Source organism: uncultured Sulfitobacter sp. (assembly GCF_947499945.1).
Taxonomy (GTDB): Bacteria; Pseudomonadota; Alphaproteobacteria; order Rhodobacterales; family Rhodobacteraceae; genus Sulfitobacter.
In genome coordinates, this window is the sequence record NZ_CANMQD010000001.1 from 1,506,299 (window position 1) to 1,527,561 (window position 21,263).

Consider the following 21,263-nt stretch of genomic DNA (forward strand, 5'->3'; position numbering starts at 1 on the left):
TTAGGTTCAGGCACAAAAAAACGGGCGCGCGGCCCGTTCGTGGTTTCGATGGGCGCTTGGTTTGGACCCGAGCGACACGCTGTTAAAGTTCATATACGCGCGGTGCGGCAGAACATCAAGCCCCCCACCACCGCTGGGCGGCACGCAGATCGTCAAACACGCCACGCCCCAGTGTCATGGGCATTGCCACGCTGCGTGCGACAGCAATACCGTCCCATACCGCAATATCGTTCAGTCCGGTCAGCACGGAGGCATCAGCGATATCGGCGCCGTCCACCAGATACTCGGCGACAGCCTGCGCACGCACCGCAGAGGAAGGGATCGAGACAAGCTCGACCTCGTCAAACCATCCCGCCTGCCCGTCTTTCCAATGTGTCGCGACACGCTCCGCCAACAGCTGCTGACCTGCCGCAAACCGACGCACGCGGTAAAGGCCCGTGCCAATACCCCCCTGAGCATCGTGCGCAGGGCGAATAATGTTTGTGGCATTGCTCAACTTGAATGGAAAATCAGGATCAGGATCAGTCAGTGTAACCTCTACGCTGGCCTGCGCAAGCGCACGGACATCGCCCAACGCTGCAAGGCTATGTACTACATCATAAGCCGTAAACGACGTACCATCATGAAAAGTAACGCCATTTCGCAAATCAAACGTCCAGATGCGGGAATCTGTGGAACTGTTCCACGCTACCGCCAACTCCCCGCGCAAGGTTCCGTCAGCAGCCACTTCGGTCAGCGCCTCATAGACAACGCCAAGGCGGGCAACCTGCATAAACAACCCATCGCCACGGGTCCAATCATCACTGCGAGCCGCGCCAGATAGTGCAAGCCGCAGCTTGCCGCCCCGCTGTGGTAACGGACCAGCACTCACCCCTGTCGCAGCAAGCAATGCAGCAGCGGCAGCACTGGAAAACAACGCACGGCGATCAAGGGGTTTGCGGCTCATGTAACTGCGATCCTGTCCATAGCACGGACCAGTTCGGCACTGATCCCCGGCTCTGACAGGGCGTGGCCCGCATTGCGCACCATCTTGAGTTCGGCCTTGGGCCATACCTTTGCGATGGAGTGGGCGCTGCCAGGGGGACATATCATGTCATATCGCCCCTGCACGATTACGCCGGGTATATGCGCGATGCGGTCCATCTGGGCAAGGATCTGGCCATCATACTCCAGAAACCCGTTGTTGATGAAATAGTGATTCTCAAGCCGCGCAAAAGCACGGGCATACTCCCCCGGTCCTTCCATCATCTGCCCTGTGGAGGAGATCGAGGCGAGCGCGTTTTCCCATCCCGACCAAGCACGGGCGTAGCGGGTCTGCTGGTTCATATCGTCAGAGAACAGCCGACGGTGATACGCCTTGATATAATCATCCCGCTCGTCCTGCGGCACAATCGCGGTGAACTTGTCCCAGACTTCGGGCCAGAATTTACCAGCACCGCCGCCATAGAACCAATCAAGCTCGACCTGCGTCATAAGAAAGACGCCGCGCAGTACGATATTGCGCACCGCCGCTGGATGGCTCTGGGCATAGATTAGCGAAAGTGTCGCACCCCAACTGCCGCCAAAGACGACCCATTGCGCAATCCCCAGCGTTTCGCGAATCAGCTCGATATCAGCAACAAGGTGCCAAGTGGTGTTGTCTGTGCACGATGCATGCGGCGTTGAGCGCCCGCAACCACGCTGATCAAACAGGATAATGCGAAAAATTGCTGGGTTGAAATAACGCCGCATCGACGGGCTACACCCACCGCCGGGGCCACCATGCAGGACCACAACAGGGATACCGTTCGGGTTGCCGCACTGCTCTACATAGACATCATGCCCTTGGCCCACAGGCAGCATCCGCCGGTCGAACGGGTCAATCGGGGGGTACAGATATTGCACTGCGCGCTTTTGATCGTGGGTCTTATCCATTAGCAGCCTATATAGCTTGAGATCAGACATTGAATACAGGAGCGTCCAAAATGCAAGCGCATCAAAGCACCGTTGACGACGGCGAAGTCGCAAAGTTCGAAGCCATGGCCGCCGAATGGTGGGATACCGAAGGCAAGTTCAAGCCGTTGCACATGCTAAACCCCTGCCGCCTTGATTACATCACCAACCAAATCGCGGGAGAGTTTGACCGCGACCTTACCGCGCCCGAGCCGTTCAAGGGTCTGCGCATCCTCGACATCGGCTGTGGCGGTGGTTTGCTGGCAGAGCCAATGGCGCGTTTGGGTGCAACTGTGATCGGTGCGGATGCGGCCGCAGGAAATATCCCTGTTGCCCAAGTTCACGCGGAGCAGTCAGGGCTTGAGATCGACTATCGCCACACCACGGCAGAGGCATTGGCCGAAGCGGGTGAGCAGTTCGATGTGGTTTTGAACATGGAAGTGGTTGAGCATGTCGCCTCCCCCATTAGCTATCTAACGGCTTGTCGTCAGCTGCTCAAACCCGGCGGGCTGCACATCTGCTCAACTATAAATCGCAATGCAAAATCCTATCTCATGGCGATCATTGGCGCGGAGCATGTCATGCGTTGGCTGCCCAAAGGGACACATGAGTGGTCAAAATTTATCACGCCGGACGAGTTGTTCAAGCTGTTGGAAGAAGCAGGTCTGGAGCCTGTGGATCGTAAGGGTTTCGTCTTTAATCCCATTATGTGGAGCTGGAGCCTGTCGGCAAAGGACCTCAGCGTGAACTACGTCACAGCGAGCCTGAAGCCTAAAGCCTAATCAATCTGGTTTCGCAGCTCGCGCAGGATCGGCAGCGCGGCGCGCACCTTATCCTCACCCAGATCATCAACCACTTTGGTGATCATGGGCGCGATCTTACCCAATGCATCCTCGCGGGCCTGACGGCCTGCGGGGCTAATACTGACCACTTTGCGCCGCGCATCATCCCAATCGGGACGAATGTGAATGTATCCTGCCCACTCCAGCTTCGTCAGAGTGTTTGACATGGCGCCGCGTGTGACGTGGAAAATCTCAGCCAGTTGCGCGGGCGAGCGTTCCACATCACGCCATGCAAGATTGTTCAACACCGCAAAATGAGAGATTTCCATACCCTTGGGCAGCACCTTGCTCAGGCGATTGCGCAATATCTGCTCTGCGCCCAGCACTTCGCTGAACAGCATAATCGCAAGAGTATGGGAATCTTCGCTCATATTGGTCCGTCGAAAGGGCGTTTGTGACGCATGCTTGGGACTTTCGCGCGTGCCGCTTCAACCTGCGCGATGTCCAACTCAAATACATATACCCCTGCATCAGTACCTGCGTCTAGAATCACCTCACCCCATGGAGTAACAACCAGCGAATGACCGTAGGTATCGCGTGTTTTATGAGCAGCGCTGGCATGCGTGCCCGTTTGCGCGGGTGCAATGACAAAGCAGCCCGTTTCAATTGCACGGGCGCGTAACAGCGAGTGCCAGTGCGCGGCCCCTGTCACAGGAGAGAATGCAGAAGGAACAGTGAGTATCTGCGCACCCGCTTCGGCTAATGTCTGATAAAGAGCGGGAAAACGAACGTCATAGCAGATGGTCATGCCGATATCGGCCAAAGGCATGGCTACCAGCACTGCTTTTTCGCCCGGGCGGTACGCTGATGATTCTCTATATGTCTCGGTCGGTGTGACCCGTACGTCGAACATATGGATCTTGTCGTAACGCGCTTTGATTTCGCCTGTAGGATCAATCAGAAAAGAGCGGTTGGCAAATCGCCCGTCCGCATCATCCGTCTTGAGACCCAGAGAGCCGATCAAGAGCCAGATGCCATGCGCCTTTGCATCCTCGCGCAGTGCTGCCAATGTGGGATCGTCGGCCTCATGAAACAGCACGCTGCGCTGGTGATCCCGATTGGTTGAAATACAGTTGGTCACTTCTGGCGTGAGGACAAACTCTGCCCCCTGCGCCACGGCATCCGCCAACATCGTACGCGTCACAGCCAGATTGGCAGCCGGATCATCGCTCACGTTTAGCTGGAGGATCGCTGCTTTCATGCGGCGAGGAGTGCGTCAAGTTTACCTGCGCGCTCAAGCGCATGAAGCTCGTCACAACCGCCCACGTGGATGTCGCCCACAAAAATCTGCGGCACAGTGCGTGCGCCGCCTGCACGCTGGATCATCTCGGGTTTGCGATCAGGATTGGCCAACACATCCACTTCGGAAAAGCTTACGCCCTTCTGGCTCAATAGGCGCTTGGCAGCATGGCAAAAGCCGCACAGTGGAGAAGTATAGATTTCGACAGGTTTCATCACGCAGTCCTTTTCAACAGGTGTTGGAAAAGGATTTAAGCGTCTTTGCCCGCTCTTGCTAGGGTTAGAACGCGCACGGGGCCCGAGGAGGCATCCATACAGGCCCGCGTACAGGCCGACAAAGTGGCCCCTGTGGTCATCACATCATCAATAAGCAGGACGGGTCGGCGCTTGAGCAGTGCACCACGTTTAGGGTGAGGGCGGATTGCGTCCTCAAGGGTTTTGAACCGCGCATCATGGCTCATCCCGTCAAGCGAGGCTGTACGCCGTGACCGCACCAGCGCATCGGGGCACCATTCGAGGTTCAGCTTGTCGGCGACAACCTTGGCCAACAGCGCCGATTGATTGTAACGCCGCTTGAGCAGCCGCGACCAATGTAATGGCACAGGCACAACAATCGCATCCTCCGTCACCAAACCGCGCATCATATTTGCCATCCAAAGGCCTGCAGGACGCGCCATCTCCTGCCTATCCCCATGTTTGAGTGCGAGAACTAATTTCCGCCCCGTATCGCGGTACATCAATGCGGCGCGGCCCTGCACCCACGGTTTGGGGGATTGCATACAGCCATCACAATGATTGGCGTCTCCCTCCCCACCAGCGGGCAGAGGTGCGCCGCAGCAGTCACAAATCATACCGCCTAAAAACGCGGTATCGCGCCAGCATGTCCCACATAGGCCAAAGTCACTCTCGACCGTATCACCGCAAGTAATGCAGCGCGGCGGATAAATCAGCGACACTGCTGTTTGAAGTTGTGTCAGCACCAGCCTATATCCTCCCCTATGACCATACCAATGACAGATACTCACGCGCTGCATACGCACCGCACTCGCACAACTCCTGAGGGAATGTTTCTCCACAAAGCTGCGGCGAATGAGCTTCAAGATCGTCTGGATATGGTTAATAAGTCGTTTACCGCGCCGGCGATTGTGACGGGGTTCACCGATTTTTGGGCGCCATTGTTTCCAGAGGCAAGGATTGTTTCCGATGTGGAAACACTGGACCTTATTCCAGGCTCCCATGATCTGGTCGCGCATGTCATGGGCTTGCATTGGGCGAATGATCCTGTCGGGCAGCTTATCCAATGTCGCCGCGCACTCAAACCTGACGGGCTTTTCATCGGCGTTAGCTTGGGTGGGGATACATTACAGGAGTTGCGGCGCGCGCTGGGCGAGGCCGAGATTGCCGTCACTGGCGGCTTGTCGCCGCGTATCGCACCAATGCCGGAACTGCGTGATCTAGGTGGGCTGCTACAACGTGCAGGGTTTGCCCTTCCCGTTGCGGATACTGCCGTGCTGACCGCTGAATATCGCGACATCTGGCATTTGATGCATGATTTGCGCGCAATGGGTGAAACCAACGCCTTAACTGCCCGATTGCGTCACCCAACTCGCCGCACTGTGTTCAAGAAGGCGCAAAACCTCTATGCAGACCACTTTGCCGCACCCTCTGGCCGTTTGAAAGCCAGCTTTGAGCTGCAAGTGATTACAGGCTGGTCTCCAGACGCGTCACAGCCAAAACCTTTGCGTCCCGGATCCGCGCAACAGCGGCTCAGCGATGCCCTCGGGACGCCTGAAAAGCCCCTACGCGATTGACCCCGCGTGAAATCTAACTATGTGAAGGCTCACACTATGCAGGATAGTCCGATGAAAGATATGCGCCCCACCGAGACGGCAACATGCCCCATCCACGCAGACGCGGACCACCCACCCGTGCCGCGCCCGAAGATTGGTGTGCTGGTTGGCAATCTGGGGACGCCTGACAATTATGACTATTGGTCGATGCGTCGCTATCTGGGCGAGTTCCTGTCGGACCGCCGTGTCATCGACTATTCCCCATGGCTTTGGCAGCCCCTCTTGCAACTGGTCATTCTGACAAAGCGACCCTTCACCTCTGGTGCCGCTTACAAATCCATCTGGAACGAAGAGGCCAACGAGAGCCCGCTGCTCACAATCACCAAAGCACAAACCGCTAAGATCGCCACCGAGATGCAAAAGACCTACGGCGATGATGTCATGGTCGAATATTGCATGCGCTACGGCAATCCTTCGACGCAAAGCAAGGTTGAGAAGCTGGTAAAAGCAGGATGTACAAAAATTCTTTTCTTCCCGCTCTATCCACACTACGCGGGTGCGACATCAGCGACCGCCTGTGACAAGTTCTTCGAGGCATTGGCCAAAGAGAAATGGCAACCTGCAAGCCGCACCGTTCAACCCTATTTCGATCGCCCTGACTATATCGACGCCCTAGCCAAGTCGATCGAGACAAAATACGCCGAACTTGAAACGCGTCCCGATATTCTGGTTTGTTCCTACCACGGTGTACCAAAGCGCTACCTGATGGAGGGCGACCCCTATCACTGCCAGTGTCAAAAAACGACTCGCCTGCTCAAAGAACGCCTGGGCTGGAATGACACGGAGATCAAAACAACCTTCCAGTCCAAGTTTGGGCCTGAGGAATGGTTGCAGCCTTACACCGTTGAAGAAGTCGCGCGTCTTGCAGAGCAAGGCAAAAAGAACATCGCTGTGTGTGCGCCAGCATTCTCTGCAGATTGCATCGAAACATTAGAGGAGATCAACGAAGAGATTTTCGAAAGTTTTGAAGAAGCTGGCGGCGAGCACTTTACCTATATTCCATGTCTCAACGATGATGATGCGCACATTACTGCGCTGTCGAATGTCATCCGTGAAAATCTTGCCGGCTGGATCTAGTTCAACTATCTTGTTTGAGAATACAAAAAAGGCGGCGCAATGCGCCGCCTTTTTTGGTTTAGGCTAGGCCTAAATCTTAGTCTGTAGCAACTGCTGCTGCGACCAGAACCAAAAGCAAGAGTGGAACCAGAACGCCGGCAGAAGAGCTGGACGCTTCTTCAACAATGATTGGCGCTTCGATGATCGGGTCTGCAAGCGAACCAGCAAACGCGGAAGAAGCAACAACTGTCAGAGCAGCGGCAAGAACGAACTTTTTCATAGTAATAACCTCCAGAAGATGACGCATCACGATTCTCAGCATGAAATGCGCCTAAGACATACCTCGTAGTAACTTTTTCTAAATAGCATCTCCCGAGCAAAGGGAACATCCATTCAGCAAGCGATTACGGATATCGCCATAATGTCGTCAAATAAGCAACACTTGTGTGCCGACTTTGCATTTTCCAAACAACTCGGCGATGTGTTCATTATACAGACCGATGCAGCCGTTGGACGAGCGACGACCAATCTTGCGCGTGTCATGGGTGCCGTGGATCCGGTAATAGGTCCAGCTCAGGTGCATTGCATGAGTACCAAGGGGGTTATCAGGGCCAGGTCCGATAAACTTGGGCCATTCGGGATTACGCTCTAGCATGGAAGGCGTCGGGCGCCAGCTGGGGCCAACGACCATTTTCGTTACCTGAGTACGGCCACGACGCGTGAGTTCCTGCGTCAGCGGAACGCTGGAAGGGTATAATTTGTACTCACTCTGATCCTCAGACCAATAGTGTACAGCGCGGCTGTCGATATCGACAAGAATTGCACCGTTTTTTGTATTGTCAAAATAGGGCTGCCAGCTCAACGTGCGGAAGCTGGATATATTGCGACGAACCACTTCGGTCACATCGCGCTCTGTCTCGGTTGTAGCGAGGCTGTTCACATCTGACGATTGCGCTAGTGCAGGTGTTGCAAGCATTGCAGCGCTTCCCGCGAGGAATCCGCGGCGCGTATTCATTTTAAAAGTGTTGTTCGACATTTTATGTCTCCAGCTGAAAAAGCTCTATTGAGTGTCATATATTGCCACAAAGACACGTTTTCAAATCAAACCAGTGTGAGATAGGCGGATCACTGCGAAGTGAGTTTGAACTGTTGCAACTCAGCATGTATTGCAAACCAACACATTTGGGCTTGGAGTAGCGTAATGATCCGTCTTTTCACTCTTTTACTGGTTACAGTTATGACGCTGTCTGCCTGTCAACCTGCTGCCCCCACGCTGGGCGCTGACGGTCGTCCTGTTCCAAAGGCATATAAGATTAGTCAGCGTGAAGCAGATAAGATTCCGTTTCGCATGCTCGATTCGGTAAATTCACTACGCGCTGCCGCTGGCTTGACTCAGGTCGAGCTGGATTCGCAGCTTACAGCCGCCGCTGCAACCCACTCCCGCGATATGCAGGTTCAGAACCGTCCATGGCACTTCGGCTCGGACGGATCTTCCCCTGTCGACCGCGTACGCCGTGTCGGCTTTGCTGGCACGCTGGTGGGAGAAGTCATTTCCGAGACGTACGAGAGCGAACTTGAAACGCTCGGCGCATGGATGAGCCAGCCTGACACACGCCGCATTATCATGTCGCCAGAGGCACGCAAAATGGGTTTTTCGTGGTTTCAGGAAGACAACGGCAAAATCTGGTGGACGATGGTCGTCGGAACCTGATGCAATCGTCCTTAGCTAACACATGAGTGCCAGTAGCTAAGGATTAATCGCGATTGGCGTTCCGTCTTTCACCATAGCATACAGCTTTTCGATTTCTTTGTTCGTGATGGCAATGCAGCCCCACGTCCAATCACCTTCATCCTTACGCAAAGGATGTTTTTGTCCGTGAATGAATATCTCGCCGCCGGGTGATTTACCTAGAGAATTTGCAACTCTAATGTCTTCTTCATTCGGGTATGAAATCCCCAAAGACAGATGAAAGCGGCTGTTTGGGTTGCGGCGATCAATTCTGTAAACACCTTCGGGCGTTCTGCCATCCCCTTCGATCACCTTATGACCTTCAGGAGCAAAGCCAAGCATGATTTCGTGCTCTCTAAGCACCTTATCATTGCTCAGAATATACATTTTGCGCTCGCCCTTATTCACGACGATGCCAGTCACTTCAGGGCCATTATAGCGCTTGAACTTGCTCGGGGTGCAAGCCCCAAGGGTCGCAACTGCTGCGCCACCCAAAATCAGATGTCTACGTTTCATACACTGCTGCCTCTATCCGTTGTCGGATCATTATTGACTACACCATATCAATAATCTCGCAGATCACAAAGCTGTCAATTATAGTGTGCCACAATTTTTTGTAGATCAGTTGCGGCTAAGTTGCGCAGCCAACTCAACATGCGAAGACCAACGGAATTGATCAACAGGCTGTACCCAGTCAAGTGTGAAACCTCCCGAAATCATCTGCGACACATCCCGTGCAAACGTGACAGGGTTGCACGAGACATACGCGACCCGCTTGATATCACTACGCAGCAATTCAGCTGTTTGTGCCTCCGCTCCATTACGCGGCGGGTCCATAACCACGGCATCATATTTCTTGAACTCATCTGGCAACAACGGACGACGATAAAGATCGCGTGCGACATGGGTGACAGTTTTAAGACCTTTGGCCATACGCCACCCCTTATCCATCGCGGCCATCATCTGCTTGTCGCCCTCAACGGCAAAAACCTCAGCTTTTTCAGCAAGCGGAAGGGTGAACGTACCGCAGCCTGCAAACAGATCAATCACACGTTTTGCATCACCAACCGCTTCCTGCACCGCTGCAAGTAGATGGGCCTCACCATGCGCAGTGGCCTGCATAAAAGCGCCGGGCGGCGGGCACACATCAGCCACACCAAACCGTTGTACGGGTGGCGCGCGCTGGGCGATCACTTCGTCATCCCACGTCAGACGCGCAAATCCGCGAGTGTCACACAGCGCTGCAAGTGTGATGCGGAGTGGTCCATCAATCGGCTTGCCCCCACTTACTTGCACATCAAGGCCGACCCGCGATGTTGTCACCGTCACAGCAAGCGTCGCTTTACGGCTGCCACCCAGCTCTGCCAGCGATTCTGCGATGTAACGCGCAGCAAGCAATTCAGGCTCAACCAATTTACAATCTGGTATCTCGATCACTGCGTCAGAAGCGCGGCCATGAAAGCCCGACATTGCCCCCTTCTTGGTACGGCGCGCAGCGAAGGTGGCGCGGCGGCGCGATTGCGCGGGGGACGTTACGATCGGTCTGATCTCGGTCTTGATCCCCTGCGCAGCCAAGGCCTGAGCAATAATATCGGTCTTAAACGCCTCAACAACAGCATCAGAAGCGTGCTGAAGCTGGCACCCGCCACAGGATTTGAAATGCTTGCAAGGCGGAGCAACGCGATCATCGGATGGGGTGATGATCTTCACATCGGTCAGGATCGTCCCGTTTAGGGTACCTGTCACAACTTCACCGGGGAGTGTCATCGGTACAAATACCGGACCCTCGGCAATACCGTCCCCAAAAATACCAAGTCTTTTTATGCAATATTCTGTCATGCTCCCGCCATAGCGCCGTGTGCGTCCTGCCGCCAGCCCCTATTCAGCAGCCTTCAGGTCAAGAAAGCCACCCGACTGGCGCTCCCAATAGCCCGCGTAGAGACCTTTAAGCGCGAGCAGCTCATCGTGGGAGCCTGCCTCAGCAATCCGACCTGCGTCCAGAACTACGATTCTGTCCATCTTCCGCAAGGTGGACAGCCGGTGCGCGATTGCCATGACGGTCTTACCTTCCATCACACGCTCCAACGCAGACTGGATAGACGCCTCTACCTCACTATCAAGCGCACTTGTCGCCTCGTCCAATACTAGAATCGGTGCATCTTTTATGATCGCTCGGGCAAGTGCGATGCGCTGGCGTTGCCCCCCTGACAGTTTCACGCCGCGCTCCCCCAAATGGGCGTCATATCCCGTGCGCCCTTTGTGATCCTCAAGCTGAAGGATGAAGTCATGGGCTTCTGCCTGTTTCGCGGCCGCTATCATCTCATCGTCTGAGGCATCGGGTCGGCCGTACATGATATTTTCCCGTGCGGAGCGGTTGAACATCGCCGTTTCCTGCGTGACCATCGCGATAGAACGTCGCAAGCTTTCTTGAGTAACGTCAGTGATATCCTGACCATCAATCAGAATTCGTCCCTTTTCCGCTTCATAGAGCCTAAGCATGAGCGCCACCAAGGTCGACTTACCCGCACCAGAAGCCCCCACAACACCCAGCTTTTCACCGGCACGAATGGTCAGATCAATCTGTTCGATTCCGCCAGTTTCACGGCCATAGGCAAATTGAACGCCGTCAAAATGGACCTCTCCACCTGCAGCAACGAGACCCTCGGCATCTATTGCATCTTCGAGCCGTGTGCGCGGTGTGAGGGTGCGCATACCATCCTCAATCTCGCCGATGTTCGAGTATATCGCCATCATCGTAAAGCTAACCCAGCCCGTCATTTGTGCAATGCGGATCGAAATCGCTCCCGCAGCAGCAATGTCACCCGCGCTTGCCATATTGCGCTGCCACAAAAACACGGTCGCGCCGATCAGCAATACGGGCAGAATCCCCGCAAGACTCATCAACGAAAAACGAAAGCCAGCCGCGAGCCAACCGTAGTCCAAAGACCGTTTTCGGAAACTTTGCATTGCATCCAACGCGGCACGGTCCTCGTGGTCATCATGGGCAAAAAGTTTGACCGTTTTGATATTGGTAATTGTGTCCACAACCTGACCCGACACCAAAGAGCGCGCACCTGCGCGCGCTGCTGAGCGGACCCTGATGCGCGGCAAGAACCACTTGATCAGCGCGAAGTAGAAGAACAACCAAACCGCCAAGCCAAAAGCAACCCAACCGTTAATCGCCGTGAGCAACAGGACAGACCCAACAAGGGATGCCAGCGCAAAGGCCACCACATTGATCATCTCGGCAGCGACATCTGTGACAGCCCGCGCGGTCTGCATTTGCTTTTGCGCAATGCGGCCTGCAAAATCGTCATCAAAAAAGCTTACGTTCTGGCCCAAGGACCAGCGATGCAAACGCGACAGCACCAGCGGGTTCAGGTTTGGCTGAACAATGATCGCATTCGATCCAGCAGATAGACCAAATAAAACAGGCCGCGCGATGAGGAAAAACGCGATTGAGATAGTGATGACAGCCGTGTTGCGGCCATCAAAAAATGCCTCTGGCCCGCTCGCAACCGTGGCGTCAATCACCCAACCAAGGATGAGCGCTGTTCCAGCCTCTAATGCGCCAGCGATCGCAGAAAATGCCGCGGCCAACCAAAGCGCGGGCCATGCACCTGACAAGCACCAGCGCATAAAAGCCCCCAGTTCCTGCGGCGGCGGTCCGTCGGCGGGGCGGAATGCGTTGATCCAGTTTCCAATGTTCACGTGTTGTCGTCTTCCGTCTTCAGAAAGCCACCCGATTGGCGGACCCAGAATTTTGCATATAGCCCACCTGCCGCCAAAAGCCCGTCGTGGTTGCCATCCTCTACAATGCGGCCCTCATCCAAAACCAGAATGCGGTCCATCTCGGCGATGGTGGACAAGCGGTGCGCAATGGCGATCACAGTCTTACCCTCCATCATACCATAAAGCGTGCTTTGGATCGCTGCTTCAACTTCGCTATCAAGAGCGCTGGTCGCTTCGTCCAATAGTAGAATTGGCGCGTCTTTCAAAATGACACGCGCAAGGGTTACGCGCTGGCGTTGACCGCCTGACAGCTTTACGCCCCGTTCCCCAACACGGCTGGCATATCCCATGCGTCCTTCAGGGTCTTGAAGCTCCCCGATGAAATCATGCGCTTCCGCTTGTCGCGCCGCTTCCATTGCCTCCGCCTCGGTTGCATCAGGGCGGCCATAGCGGATGTTCTCCATAACCGAACGATGGAGCAATGCGCTGTCTTGTTGCACCATGCCGATCTGGCGGCGAAGGCTGTCCTGAGTCACGGCTGTAATATCTTGGCCATCGATCTTAATCTGGCCCACTTCTGCATCATAAAACCGTAAAAGAAGCTTAAGTAGGGTCGATTTTCCAGCACCTGAACGCCCGATAAGCCCGACCTTTTGTCCCGGTTCAATCACTAGATCGATTGCGTTCAATCCACCTGATGAGCGCCCGTAGTGATGGCTCAACCCAGTCATCTCGATCCGCCCATCGCTAAGCTGGAGCGGCTTTGCATCAGGGGCATCCACAAGCGTAATTGGCTGGGCAATTGTCTCCATCCCTTCGGCAACAACGCCAAGCTGTCGAAAGAATGCAGAGAGCGCCCACATGATCCACGCTGTCATTGAATTGAGCCGCAGCGTCAGCGTGGCGGCGGCAGCAACTGTACCCACACTGGCATCGCCTTGCACCCAAAGCGCAAGGGCCCAGCCAACAACACCGACGATCAAAAGACCATTGAGCAAGACAAGAGAGAAATCCATTTTTGTAAAAATGCGCTGCTCAATCTGAAACGTTCGACGAGCTTCTTCAATCGCCTCTTTGGCATATTCCTCTTCACGGTCATGATGCGCGAACATCTTGACCGAATGGATATTGGTATAGGCATCAACCACCCGCCCCGTAACGGCAGAACGTGCATCGGATGCAGCCTTTGACGCGGGACCAATCCGCCGTATCGCCCAGCGCGACAGCAGCACATACAAGGCGAACCAGATCACCAATGGCAGCAGCAGACGCAGATCGGCATTGGTCAATAAAATTGCCGCACCAATAAGATACGCCAACGAAAAGGAGATCGCATCAAAGGCTTGGAACACAACCTCGCCCGCCGCGGGCGGGGTCTGCATGATGCGGTTGGCGATACGGCCCGCAAAGTCATTCTCGAACCAGCCCACAGATTGCCGCAAAACCTGACGGTGCGCACGCCAACGGATCAATGTGCCAAAGTTCGGCATGATCGCATTATTGATCAACGCCACATCAAAAGCCTGAAAGATTGGCCGCAAGAATACGATAAACAGTGCGACGATGATCAACTCGGTGCCATGCTGTGCCCACATTTTTTCGGGCCCTTGCTCCAGAACGTCGACAATGCGCCCCATATAATAGATCAGGCCAACCTCGATCGCGGCGACGACAATTGACATAAATGCTGTCAGCGCAAAAATCTTTTTGAACGGCTGACTGTATCCCATGAAGAATGACCACAAATCCTGTGGCGGACGATCTTCCTTTTCATACTCAACGTAGGGGTTCACCAGATTTTCAAAGAATCGAAACATGCGCGTAGCCTTAAATAAGTGGGTCGTACGACGCTGTGTTAAGGCGCGGGTAGTGAAAGCAGGTCTTGTTTACTCATTGCGAAACCTGACGCAATCCATGCCGTTTTCAACTGGGAAAGACGCGAGCCCAATTCGGCACCCTGATACTTTGGGATAAGATCAGCTGCTTTGACCGGAAACTCCTGACGGGCGGCAAATGCCAGCTGCTCAAGTTGCCCTGCGTCAGGCAGCGTCTCTCCGATTGCACAGCGGATCAGGTAGGCTTGGACAGCTATATCTTCGCCATATTCAAACGCAACCGCCGCAAGAGATACTTCCTCAAACGCGGCGACCTTTATAGCGTCATACATCCGCTGGTCTACCTTACTCAGGCGTAGCTGTGTCGGCACACCCTCCCCGCCCAACGCGACCAACCGCCCAATCCAATTCGGTGCGATGCTTGCCATGGTTTCGCTATGGATCATCAACATCACAAAGCGCACATCGGCACCGGGCAAAATGGTCCCTAAAACGCCTGTTTGGGACATAGAGGCCAGTGCAGTAGAAGGATTAGGAGCGCTCAAAAGCTTGCTCAGCTCGGCGCCAATACGTTCTGCTGAAAGCGTCTCTAATCCGTCCAAATTTCCTGAAATTGCGGCAAGAGCATCGGCATCCATGCCACGTGAGGTATCCCCGTACCACGCATGAAAGCGGAAGTACCGCAGAGTCCGAAGATAATCCTCGCGAATACGCTGATCGGCATCCTCAATAAACCTGACACGCCGCGCACGTAAATCGTCAAGTCCGCCAAGTGGATCAAGAACGTTGCCATCTGAATCGGCATAAAGCGCGTTCATGGTAAAATCCCGACGTCTGGCATCGTCGGTAATGTCATTGGAAAATGCCACAACAGCGCGGCGGCCATCGGTCTCTACATCACGACGAAAGGTGGTCACTTCGTAACCGGTTCCACTTGATACGACCGTAATCGTGCCGTGATCAATTCCAGTGGGGACGGGTTTGAGTCCAGCCGCCTTGGTAAGGGCCGTGACCTGCTGTGGTGTTGCGTTGGTCGACATATCGACATCACTGACCGGAGCGCCCAAAAGCGCGTTGCGCACACAACCGCCAACGTAAAAAATTTGATGGCCACCACTGACAATCGCATCACAAACAGCCTGCGCAGATGGAGCGCTAAGCCATGGTGCATCTGCAGATGCTATTTTTGAATAATCTCGGTCCATGCCCGCAGCATACGCGCAGTCGCGCCCCAGATGTAATAGGGGCCGTAAGGGACTACAAAATAGTGGCGCATCTGCCCACGCCAACGCCGTGACTGGATGATATAATTGTCAGGGTTTAACACGTGATCAAGCGGCACAGAAAAGACTTCGTCTACTTCGCCCGGCTCTGGTACAATCGAAAACGGCTTGTGCACAAATCCTATGACGGGGGTCACTTGGAAACTTGTGACAGTCTCATGCGGGGGCAAAGCCCCGAGTATCTCCACACAGTCAGGCGGCAGGCCGATCTCCTCATGCGCCTCACGCAAGGCTGCGGCGATGACATCGAAATCCCCCTCGTCCTGCTTGCCACCAGGAAACGCAATCTGACCTGGATGATGTTTGAGCGCAGCCGAACGTTTGGTCAGTAATAAAGAGAGCCCCTGATCCGTTTCTATGATAGGCGCAAGCACTCCGGCGGGACGTAGTGTTCGCTCTGCTGGCAGGACGGTATCTGGATTTAAATCAAAGTCGGACGACCCAACGCCCGTTTGCGCCAACGCCGTCCGAAAATGATCAAGGGTGCTACGCATTCTTCTCAGCATCGAAACCCACAGTTAAGGGATCAATGTCATAGTGCGCGCCACAGAACTGACAGTCCGCAGTCACGCGCCCCTCATCTGTTGTCATCGTAGAAATATCCTTGGCCGAATAGATTGACAGGCTTTGCCGCACGCGATCTTCGGAACAAGAGCAACCAAAATGCACGCGCTGCTTGTCAAAGACGCGGGGGCGCTCCTCATGGAACAAACGCAACAAAACATCGGACGGCTCTAGGGTTGGCCCGATTAGTTCGAGATCGTCCACCGTATCAAGCAGAATGTTCACACGGTTCCAGTTTTCCTTTTCGTCATCCTCAAGCAGATCAATCGGCTGCATGATTTCACCAGAACCCTCCGACTGGGCGGCAAAGGGCGATGCCTTTGGCATATGTTGCAACATCACGCCACCTGCACGCCAATGCTCGGATGTATCAGCAGTGGTTGATCTGCCAAAGCTTAGCTCAAATCGCGTCGGTAGCTGCTCGGACTGGGCAAAGTATCCTTCAGCAGATTTTGACAGGCTCTCAGGCGACAGCGGTGCGATGCCCTGGTAGGGTGTGGTACCCTTTCCCTGATCAATCATTACAGCAAAATACCCTTTGCCGACCTGCTCGATCGGAGCGCCATCGGTGAGGCGATTCGCGTCATAACTGGCGTAGGCACGAATGCGGGCAGGTGCGCCTTCTTCGCTGGGACCATAATAATCTGTTGCAATCATCCGGACAGGACCGTCCGATTGTACTTGTAACTGTAACTTCCAGCGCAACTTCATCGTCTGACCGATCAATGCGGTAAGCAATGCCATTTCGGCCACAAGCGCCTCAACGACCGGCGGATAGTTATGCTGCTCCAAAATACCCGCCAATGCAGTATCAAGCCGTGCAATGCGCCCGCGCATGTCGGAGTTGTCAAGTTGGAAAGGCAGAACCGTATCGTCCCACCCGCTGTTGTTTGCGTCTGTCATTTTCGTCTATCCTTACCGCGAAGCACTTGGCATACCGCTTCTATGTAGGGCCGACAAGCCGCGACAAAAAGGGGGCTGTAATGATCAGACGTGTTGGAGAGACCCCAAAGCCGGGCCAGACTTACAAATTGCGTGCGGGGGCCTATGCTATTTTGCCTCTCAAACGGCGATTTTTGCTCACCGCCAGTATGCTTGAACCGATTGAGTTCCAGCTTCCCGGTGGCGGGATTGATCCGGGAGAAAGCCCCTTGCAAACGCTTTACCGTGAGGTGCGGGAAGAAATCGGTTGGTCCATTAGTCAGCCCCGCCGCCTTGGTGCTTTTCGCAGATTTGTGTTCATGCCTGACTATGACATTTGGGCAGAAAAACTGTGCCATGTTTACGTGGCGCGACCTATACGCCAGATCCATCCCCCTACAGAGCCAAACCATGAAACACTGATCCTTGATGCTGATGACGCAATTGCATCGTTGGGCAATGAAGGAGACCGCATGTTTATGGCGGCCTATGTCGCCTCTAGGCCCTGATATTCGAACAGGATCGCAGAGACATCATCAGGAAAATCCTCACTCCCGTTGAACTCTGTGAGCCGCCATATCATTGCTTCGAGAAATGCTGGACCGTGCGTCGCAGATAGATCATTCATCAGGGTGATTAAGCCGTCTTCGTCGAGCATCGTACCGTCTGGTCCTGGACATTCAGTAACTCCATCCGACAAGATCAATATCCGGTCCCCGCGCGCCAAAGTGAGTTCAAACTTTTCAAAACTCACCCCGGAAAGCAGCCCGACGGGAAAACCGCCCGTGCCGATCAGCTCGATTTCACCTCCTACGCGTTGGATCGCGGGATGGGGATGACCCGCCTGCGAGAGTATCATTTGACCTGTCTCAAGCTCGACAAAGGCAAGCAGAAGCGTAAAATAATGCTCTGTCTCCATTTCATTCAAAACCAGATTATTGAGATCAGCAACAACCTCGTCCGGCGAACGTGGGACGAATTCGCCTTTAGTGTTCTTGTGCAAAGCAACATTTTGGTCCGGCGCTGCACTCGAAAGGTATCCGGCAAGTCGCGCTGTCATCAGCGCAGAACTGATACCGTGACCAGACACATCAAGGGCGTATAGGCCAACATGTTTTTGTCCAGCTTCAAAGAATCCGACCAGATCGCCGCCCACGTGCCCTGAAGAGCGCAGCATCAGGGATAAATCCCCAACAGGCAGCGCTCGAAACCGTTCCTTCACCAAGGATTGTTGAAGCTTTTTCGCTTCTTGCAGATCGCTGTCGATGTTGTCGTACAGCTGTTGTAATTCGCCCAATGTCTCGCTGAGAGCGCGGTTTGCTTGCACCATGCTCCGCTGCATCTCAATGAGCCGCTCACCCGCCGTTATGCGTGCGCGCAGCTCATTGTTATCGACAGGTTTACTCAGGAAATCATCTGCGCCGCTGTCCAGTCCACGCGCAACCTCTTCCTTGTCACTTTTTGACGTGAGGAGAATAAAGTAGGTGTACTCGTCGCCGTCTAATGCTCGAAACCGCTGGCACAGCTCAAGACCAGACATGCCCGGCATCATCCAGTCGCTTAATACAAGGTCAGGCCGATTATCCGCAGCAAGGTCAAGCGCCTCTTCACCACCTTCTGCTTCCATTACCTCAAATCCCCACTTTTTGAGAGCAATGGTCAGAAGTTTACGCTGCAACTTACTATCATCTACCACTAGCACACGTCGGATCGCCCCAACATGAGGCAATGTGGAAAGCGGGATAGGGCGGGTTGGAACTGAGGGCATAGTACTTTCGCTAATTGGACGTAATGTCACAAATAGCGGCCTCGTCTTAACAGGCCGTGAAGCCCCCTCCTCACAAACTTTTAACGAGTTGCCCTTACAGCTTTTCGGGTAATCAGGAGACACAAGATGATCAACTGGACAAGGGTCAAAACATTGCGGGATGAGGTTGGAGCGGAGGATTTCGACGACATTGTCGACATTTTCATCGACGAAGTTTCGGAAATGGTCGACCGCTTGCGCAAAGCGCCGAAAATACAAAATCTAGGCGAGGATTTACATGCTTTAAAAGGCAGCGCACTCAACCTTGGTTTCACAGAGTTTTCGGCCCTATGTCAGACAGGTGAAACACTCGCAGCCGAAGGCAAAGCAAATGAAATCGACCTACCTCCCATCCTTTCCTGCTTTGATAACAGCAAAGATGCATTTTTTGAGGGTTTGAAGAATCCCGCTCATATTTAGATCAACTTATAAAAATTCTGGACGCTGATACCACCATACTCGGACATTGCCTTTGCCCGTAGCATTTGCATACCCTTAATCCATCTCGCTGGATCAGCCCCCCTGAGCGCATTATATTTCGCTACATCAGGGTGGGGCATGATGACAAAAGTTCCGTCAGCAACACCTTGCCAAACCGATTTGGCCACGTCTCCCGCAGTCAACAGATTCCCTTGCGCATCGCCATCGCCCAGACCCAAGAGCGGCGTTGCAACGTATTGGGGACAGACAACTGAAACGCCAATTCCATCATTTCCATGCGTGATTAAAAGAGATTCGGCAAAGCTGACAGCAGCGTGTTTGGTCGCAGAATACGCCGCATCGCCGATCTGGTTTAGGAGCCCCGCAGCAGAGGCAACATTCACAAAATGCCCCGATCCTCGTTCAATCATGGCAGGCAACAATGCACGAGCAGCCCAAACATGCGCCATAACATGGACGTTCCAATTTAGCGTCCAATCCGCATCGGAGGCTGACGCCGCATGAGAGGGATCACCGCGCCCCAATCCAGCATTCGAGACAAATATATCTACGGGTCCATGCGCTTCTTCAGCATTTTGGATCCCCGCAATGATTTGCGCCTCGTAGGTCACATCACAGGCCACTGCCATGCCGCCAATTTCCTGCGCAAGAGCATTTGCCGCATCAATGTTGAGATCGGCAATGCAGACCTTACCACCCGCTTCGGCGGCTTGCCGTGCAAGTGCGGCACCGATGCCGCTTGCTCCACCCGTAACAACGATCGACTTGCCCGAGATATCCATAGCGCTCTCCTAAATCACGAATTGGGCAAGCGTCTCATCATTGGTGATATCTGTATAGGTGAACCCTGCGTCATCAAGCTGGGCGAGGAAGCGTGGGAACGTGTCAGGGTTCAGCGTTTCAATTCCGATCAGAACCGAACCGAAGTTGCGTGCCGATTTCTTGAGATACTCAAAGCGGCAGATATCGTCGTCAGGGCCGAGAATGTTCAGGAACTCTTTGAGCGCTCCAGGACGCTGGGGCATACGTAAAATAAAGTACTTTTTTAGACCCGAATATCGCTGCGCACGTTCCTTCACTTCGGGCAGCCGCTCGAAATCAAAGTTGCCACCAGAAGTGACGCAGACAACAGTCTTGCCCTTGATCTGCTCCGCAACTTCGCCCAGCGCCTCAATGCTCAAGGCACCTGCTGGCTCCAACACTATTCCCTCAACGTTTAGCATTTCGATGATGCTCACGCAGATGCGGTCCTCGGTCAGATGCACAACATCGCTACGCTTGGCGTCTTTCAGTTTTTCAAATGTTCGCACGCCGATTTTGGCAACCGCAGCACCATCAACAAAACTATTGATCGGTGATACATCAATCGGCGCACCCTCTTCCAAAGCGCGCCCAAGGCTGGGCGCACCTGTCGGCTCTACATAAGTATAAGTACAGCGATCCCCGAAAAAGGCACGCGTGCCCGCAGACAGGCCCCCGCCCCCGACAGGCAGGATAATATGATCGGGTACGCCGCCCAACTGGTCCTCAATCTCAACCGCGACAGAGGCCTGCCCCTCTATTACATTATCATCGTCAAACGGTGATAAGAAATAAGCACCTTCATCCGCGCAGAATGCTTGCGCAGATTTTAGGGTTTGATCAAAATAGTCGCCGACAAGGCGCACTTCGATGTTGGCTCCACCGAACATCTTGGTCTTTTGAATTTTCTGCTGAGGTGTGGTGACAGGCATAAAAATGACGCCCCGCACGCCGAAATGACTGCACATAAAAGCAACACCCTGTGCGTGGTTGCCAGCAGACGCGCAGACAAAAAGCTGATGTTCTGGGATCAGTTTGCGCATGGCATTAAACGCGCCGCGCAATTTGTATGAACGCACGGGACTAAGGTCTTCACGCTTCAAGTAAATTTCGGCACCATACCGCTCTGACAGATGTTCGTTCTTAAGGAGGGGCGTAGCAGGAAACACCGCACGCATGGCACGAGTGGCGGCAATTGCGCCCATTTGGAAATCATCGCTCATGTGCTGCG

The 21,263-nt window shown here is 54.1% G+C and carries 24 protein-coding genes; 6 read left to right on the top strand and 18 right to left on the bottom strand.

From position 1 onward, the window contains the following. Positions 1-115: 115 nt before the first annotated feature. Positions 116-946, bottom strand: coding sequence for an ABC transporter substrate-binding protein (locus Q0775_RS07515; RefSeq protein ID WP_298858878.1), 831 nt, complete (start codon positions 944-946; stop codon positions 116-118). After that, entirely contained in the window at positions 943-1,914 is a 972-nt protein-coding gene (gene pip, locus Q0775_RS07520) for a prolyl aminopeptidase (RefSeq protein ID WP_298858880.1), read from the bottom strand. Before pip ends, Q0775_RS07515 begins: the two co-directional genes overlap by 4 nt. A gap of 50 nt (positions 1,915-1,964) precedes the next feature. Between pip and ubiG the strand changes: the two genes are divergently transcribed. Further along, positions 1,965-2,714, top strand: a complete 750-nt coding sequence (gene ubiG, locus Q0775_RS07525; protein WP_298858882.1) for a bifunctional 2-polyprenyl-6-hydroxyphenol methylase/3-demethylubiquinol 3-O-methyltransferase UbiG — start codon at positions 1,965-1,967, stop codon at positions 2,712-2,714. Here ubiG and Q0775_RS07530 read toward each other — a convergent pair. From Q0775_RS07530 to Q0775_RS07545, 4 genes are read right to left on the bottom strand one after another with little or no spacing between them, the layout of a single operon-like run. After that, positions 2,711-3,145, bottom strand: coding sequence for a MarR family transcriptional regulator (locus Q0775_RS07530; protein ID WP_298858883.1), 435 nt, complete (start codon positions 3,143-3,145; stop codon positions 2,711-2,713). The two genes, ubiG and Q0775_RS07530, sit on opposite strands and share 4 nt — an antisense overlap. After that, positions 3,142-3,975 (bottom strand): carbon-nitrogen hydrolase family protein, encoded by an 834-nt coding sequence (locus tag Q0775_RS07535; RefSeq protein ID WP_298858887.1) that lies wholly within the window; start codon positions 3,973-3,975, stop codon positions 3,142-3,144. Before Q0775_RS07535 ends, Q0775_RS07530 begins: the two co-directional genes overlap by 4 nt. Continuing rightward, the gene (gene grxC / locus Q0775_RS07540; protein WP_298858889.1) at positions 3,972-4,229 is read right to left on the bottom strand and encodes a glutaredoxin 3; all 258 of its coding nucleotides are present in this window, start codon (positions 4,227-4,229) and stop codon (positions 3,972-3,974) included. Before grxC ends, Q0775_RS07535 begins: the two co-directional genes overlap by 4 nt. 35 nt (positions 4,230-4,264) lie before the next feature. Next, positions 4,265-4,996 carry a ComF family protein gene (locus Q0775_RS07545; protein WP_298859984.1) on the bottom strand — a complete coding sequence of 244 codons (732 nt, stop codon included), beginning with the start codon at positions 4,994-4,996 and terminating at the stop codon, positions 4,265-4,267. Positions 4,997-5,023: 27 nt separating this feature from the next. On the opposite strand from Q0775_RS07545, the gene Q0775_RS07550 reads away from it, so the two are divergent. Then, complete coding sequence (locus tag Q0775_RS07550; protein ID WP_298858891.1) at positions 5,024-5,824, top strand: methyltransferase domain-containing protein; 801 nt, start codon at positions 5,024-5,026, stop codon at positions 5,822-5,824. Between the two features lie 51 nt (positions 5,825-5,875). Continuing rightward, positions 5,876-6,940: a ferrochelatase gene (hemH, locus tag Q0775_RS07555; protein WP_298858893.1), complete on the top strand. Its 1,065-nt coding sequence runs from the start codon at positions 5,876-5,878 to the stop codon at positions 6,938-6,940. A gap of 76 nt (positions 6,941-7,016) precedes the next feature. On the opposite strand, the gene Q0775_RS07560 is transcribed toward hemH, so the two are convergent. Together Q0775_RS07560 and Q0775_RS07565 are read right to left on the bottom strand one after the other, a co-directional pair. Continuing rightward, positions 7,017-7,199, bottom strand: coding sequence for a hypothetical protein (locus Q0775_RS07560; RefSeq protein ID WP_298858894.1), 183 nt, complete (start codon positions 7,197-7,199; stop codon positions 7,017-7,019). A gap of 147 nt (positions 7,200-7,346) precedes the next feature. Next, the gene (locus Q0775_RS07565; protein ID WP_298858896.1) at positions 7,347-7,955 is read right to left on the bottom strand and encodes a L,D-transpeptidase; all 609 of its coding nucleotides are present in this window, start codon (positions 7,953-7,955) and stop codon (positions 7,347-7,349) included. A 165-nt stretch (positions 7,956-8,120) separates the two neighbouring features. On the opposite strand from Q0775_RS07565, the gene Q0775_RS07570 reads away from it, so the two are divergent. Next, positions 8,121-8,630, top strand: a complete 510-nt coding sequence (locus tag Q0775_RS07570; protein WP_298858898.1) for a CAP domain-containing protein — start codon at positions 8,121-8,123, stop codon at positions 8,628-8,630. A 36-nt stretch (positions 8,631-8,666) separates the two neighbouring features. On the opposite strand, the gene Q0775_RS07575 is transcribed toward Q0775_RS07570, so the two are convergent. The 7 genes from Q0775_RS07575 to Q0775_RS07605 all read right to left on the bottom strand — a co-directional run bounded on the left by Q0775_RS07575 (position 8,667) and on the right by Q0775_RS07605 (position 16,965). Beyond that, positions 8,667-9,164, bottom strand: a complete 498-nt coding sequence (locus Q0775_RS07575) for a L,D-transpeptidase family protein (RefSeq protein ID WP_298858900.1) — start codon at positions 9,162-9,164, stop codon at positions 8,667-8,669. Between the two features lie 105 nt (positions 9,165-9,269). After that, positions 9,270-10,487: an RsmD family RNA methyltransferase gene (locus Q0775_RS07580; RefSeq protein WP_298858902.1), complete on the bottom strand. Its 1,218-nt coding sequence runs from the start codon at positions 10,485-10,487 to the stop codon at positions 9,270-9,272. A gap of 39 nt (positions 10,488-10,526) precedes the next feature. Continuing rightward, positions 10,527-12,359, bottom strand: coding sequence for an ABC transporter ATP-binding protein (locus Q0775_RS07585; protein ID WP_298858904.1), 1,833 nt, complete (start codon positions 12,357-12,359; stop codon positions 10,527-10,529). Next, on the bottom strand, positions 12,356-14,197 hold the full coding sequence (locus Q0775_RS07590; RefSeq protein WP_298858906.1) for an ABC transporter ATP-binding protein: 1,842 nt from the start codon (positions 14,195-14,197) through the stop codon (positions 12,356-12,358). The genes Q0775_RS07585 and Q0775_RS07590 overlap by 4 nt, the downstream gene beginning before the upstream one ends. Positions 14,198-14,235: 38 nt before the next feature. After that, complete coding sequence (locus Q0775_RS07595) at positions 14,236-15,420, bottom strand: CCA tRNA nucleotidyltransferase (protein ID WP_298858909.1); 1,185 nt, start codon at positions 15,418-15,420, stop codon at positions 14,236-14,238. Further along, entirely contained in the window at positions 15,396-15,992 is a 597-nt protein-coding gene (locus Q0775_RS07600; protein ID WP_298858911.1) for a CoA pyrophosphatase, read from the bottom strand. Before Q0775_RS07600 ends, Q0775_RS07595 begins: the two co-directional genes overlap by 25 nt. After that, on the bottom strand, positions 15,985-16,965 hold the full coding sequence (locus Q0775_RS07605; protein WP_298858913.1) for an Hsp33 family molecular chaperone HslO: 981 nt from the start codon (positions 16,963-16,965) through the stop codon (positions 15,985-15,987). Before Q0775_RS07605 ends, Q0775_RS07600 begins: the two co-directional genes overlap by 8 nt. Positions 16,966-17,045: 80 nt before the next feature. Here Q0775_RS07605 and Q0775_RS07610 point away from each other — a divergent pair, with 80 nt between their 5' ends. After that, positions 17,046-17,492 (top strand): NUDIX domain-containing protein, encoded by a 447-nt coding sequence (locus Q0775_RS07610; protein ID WP_298858915.1) that lies wholly within the window; start codon positions 17,046-17,048, stop codon positions 17,490-17,492. Here Q0775_RS07610 and Q0775_RS07615 read toward each other — a convergent pair. Continuing rightward, positions 17,471-18,751: a SpoIIE family protein phosphatase gene (locus Q0775_RS07615; RefSeq protein WP_298858917.1), complete on the bottom strand. Its 1,281-nt coding sequence runs from the start codon at positions 18,749-18,751 to the stop codon at positions 17,471-17,473. The genes Q0775_RS07610 and Q0775_RS07615 overlap by 22 nt on opposite strands. Positions 18,752-18,877: 126 nt before the next feature. Here Q0775_RS07615 and Q0775_RS07620 point away from each other — a divergent pair, with 126 nt between their 5' ends. Further along, a complete protein-coding gene (locus Q0775_RS07620) occupies positions 18,878-19,210 on the top strand; it encodes an Hpt domain-containing protein (RefSeq protein ID WP_298858919.1) in 333 nt (110 codons plus the stop codon). Here Q0775_RS07620 and Q0775_RS07625 read toward each other — a convergent pair. After that, the gene (locus Q0775_RS07625) at positions 19,207-20,013 is read right to left on the bottom strand and encodes an SDR family NAD(P)-dependent oxidoreductase (RefSeq protein WP_298858921.1); all 807 of its coding nucleotides are present in this window, start codon (positions 20,011-20,013) and stop codon (positions 19,207-19,209) included. The genes Q0775_RS07620 and Q0775_RS07625 overlap by 4 nt on opposite strands. A gap of 9 nt (positions 20,014-20,022) precedes the next feature. Further along, the gene (ilvA, locus tag Q0775_RS07630) at positions 20,023-21,255 is read right to left on the bottom strand and encodes a threonine ammonia-lyase IlvA (protein WP_298858923.1); all 1,233 of its coding nucleotides are present in this window, start codon (positions 21,253-21,255) and stop codon (positions 20,023-20,025) included. Between the last annotated feature and the right edge of the window lie 8 nt (positions 21,256-21,263).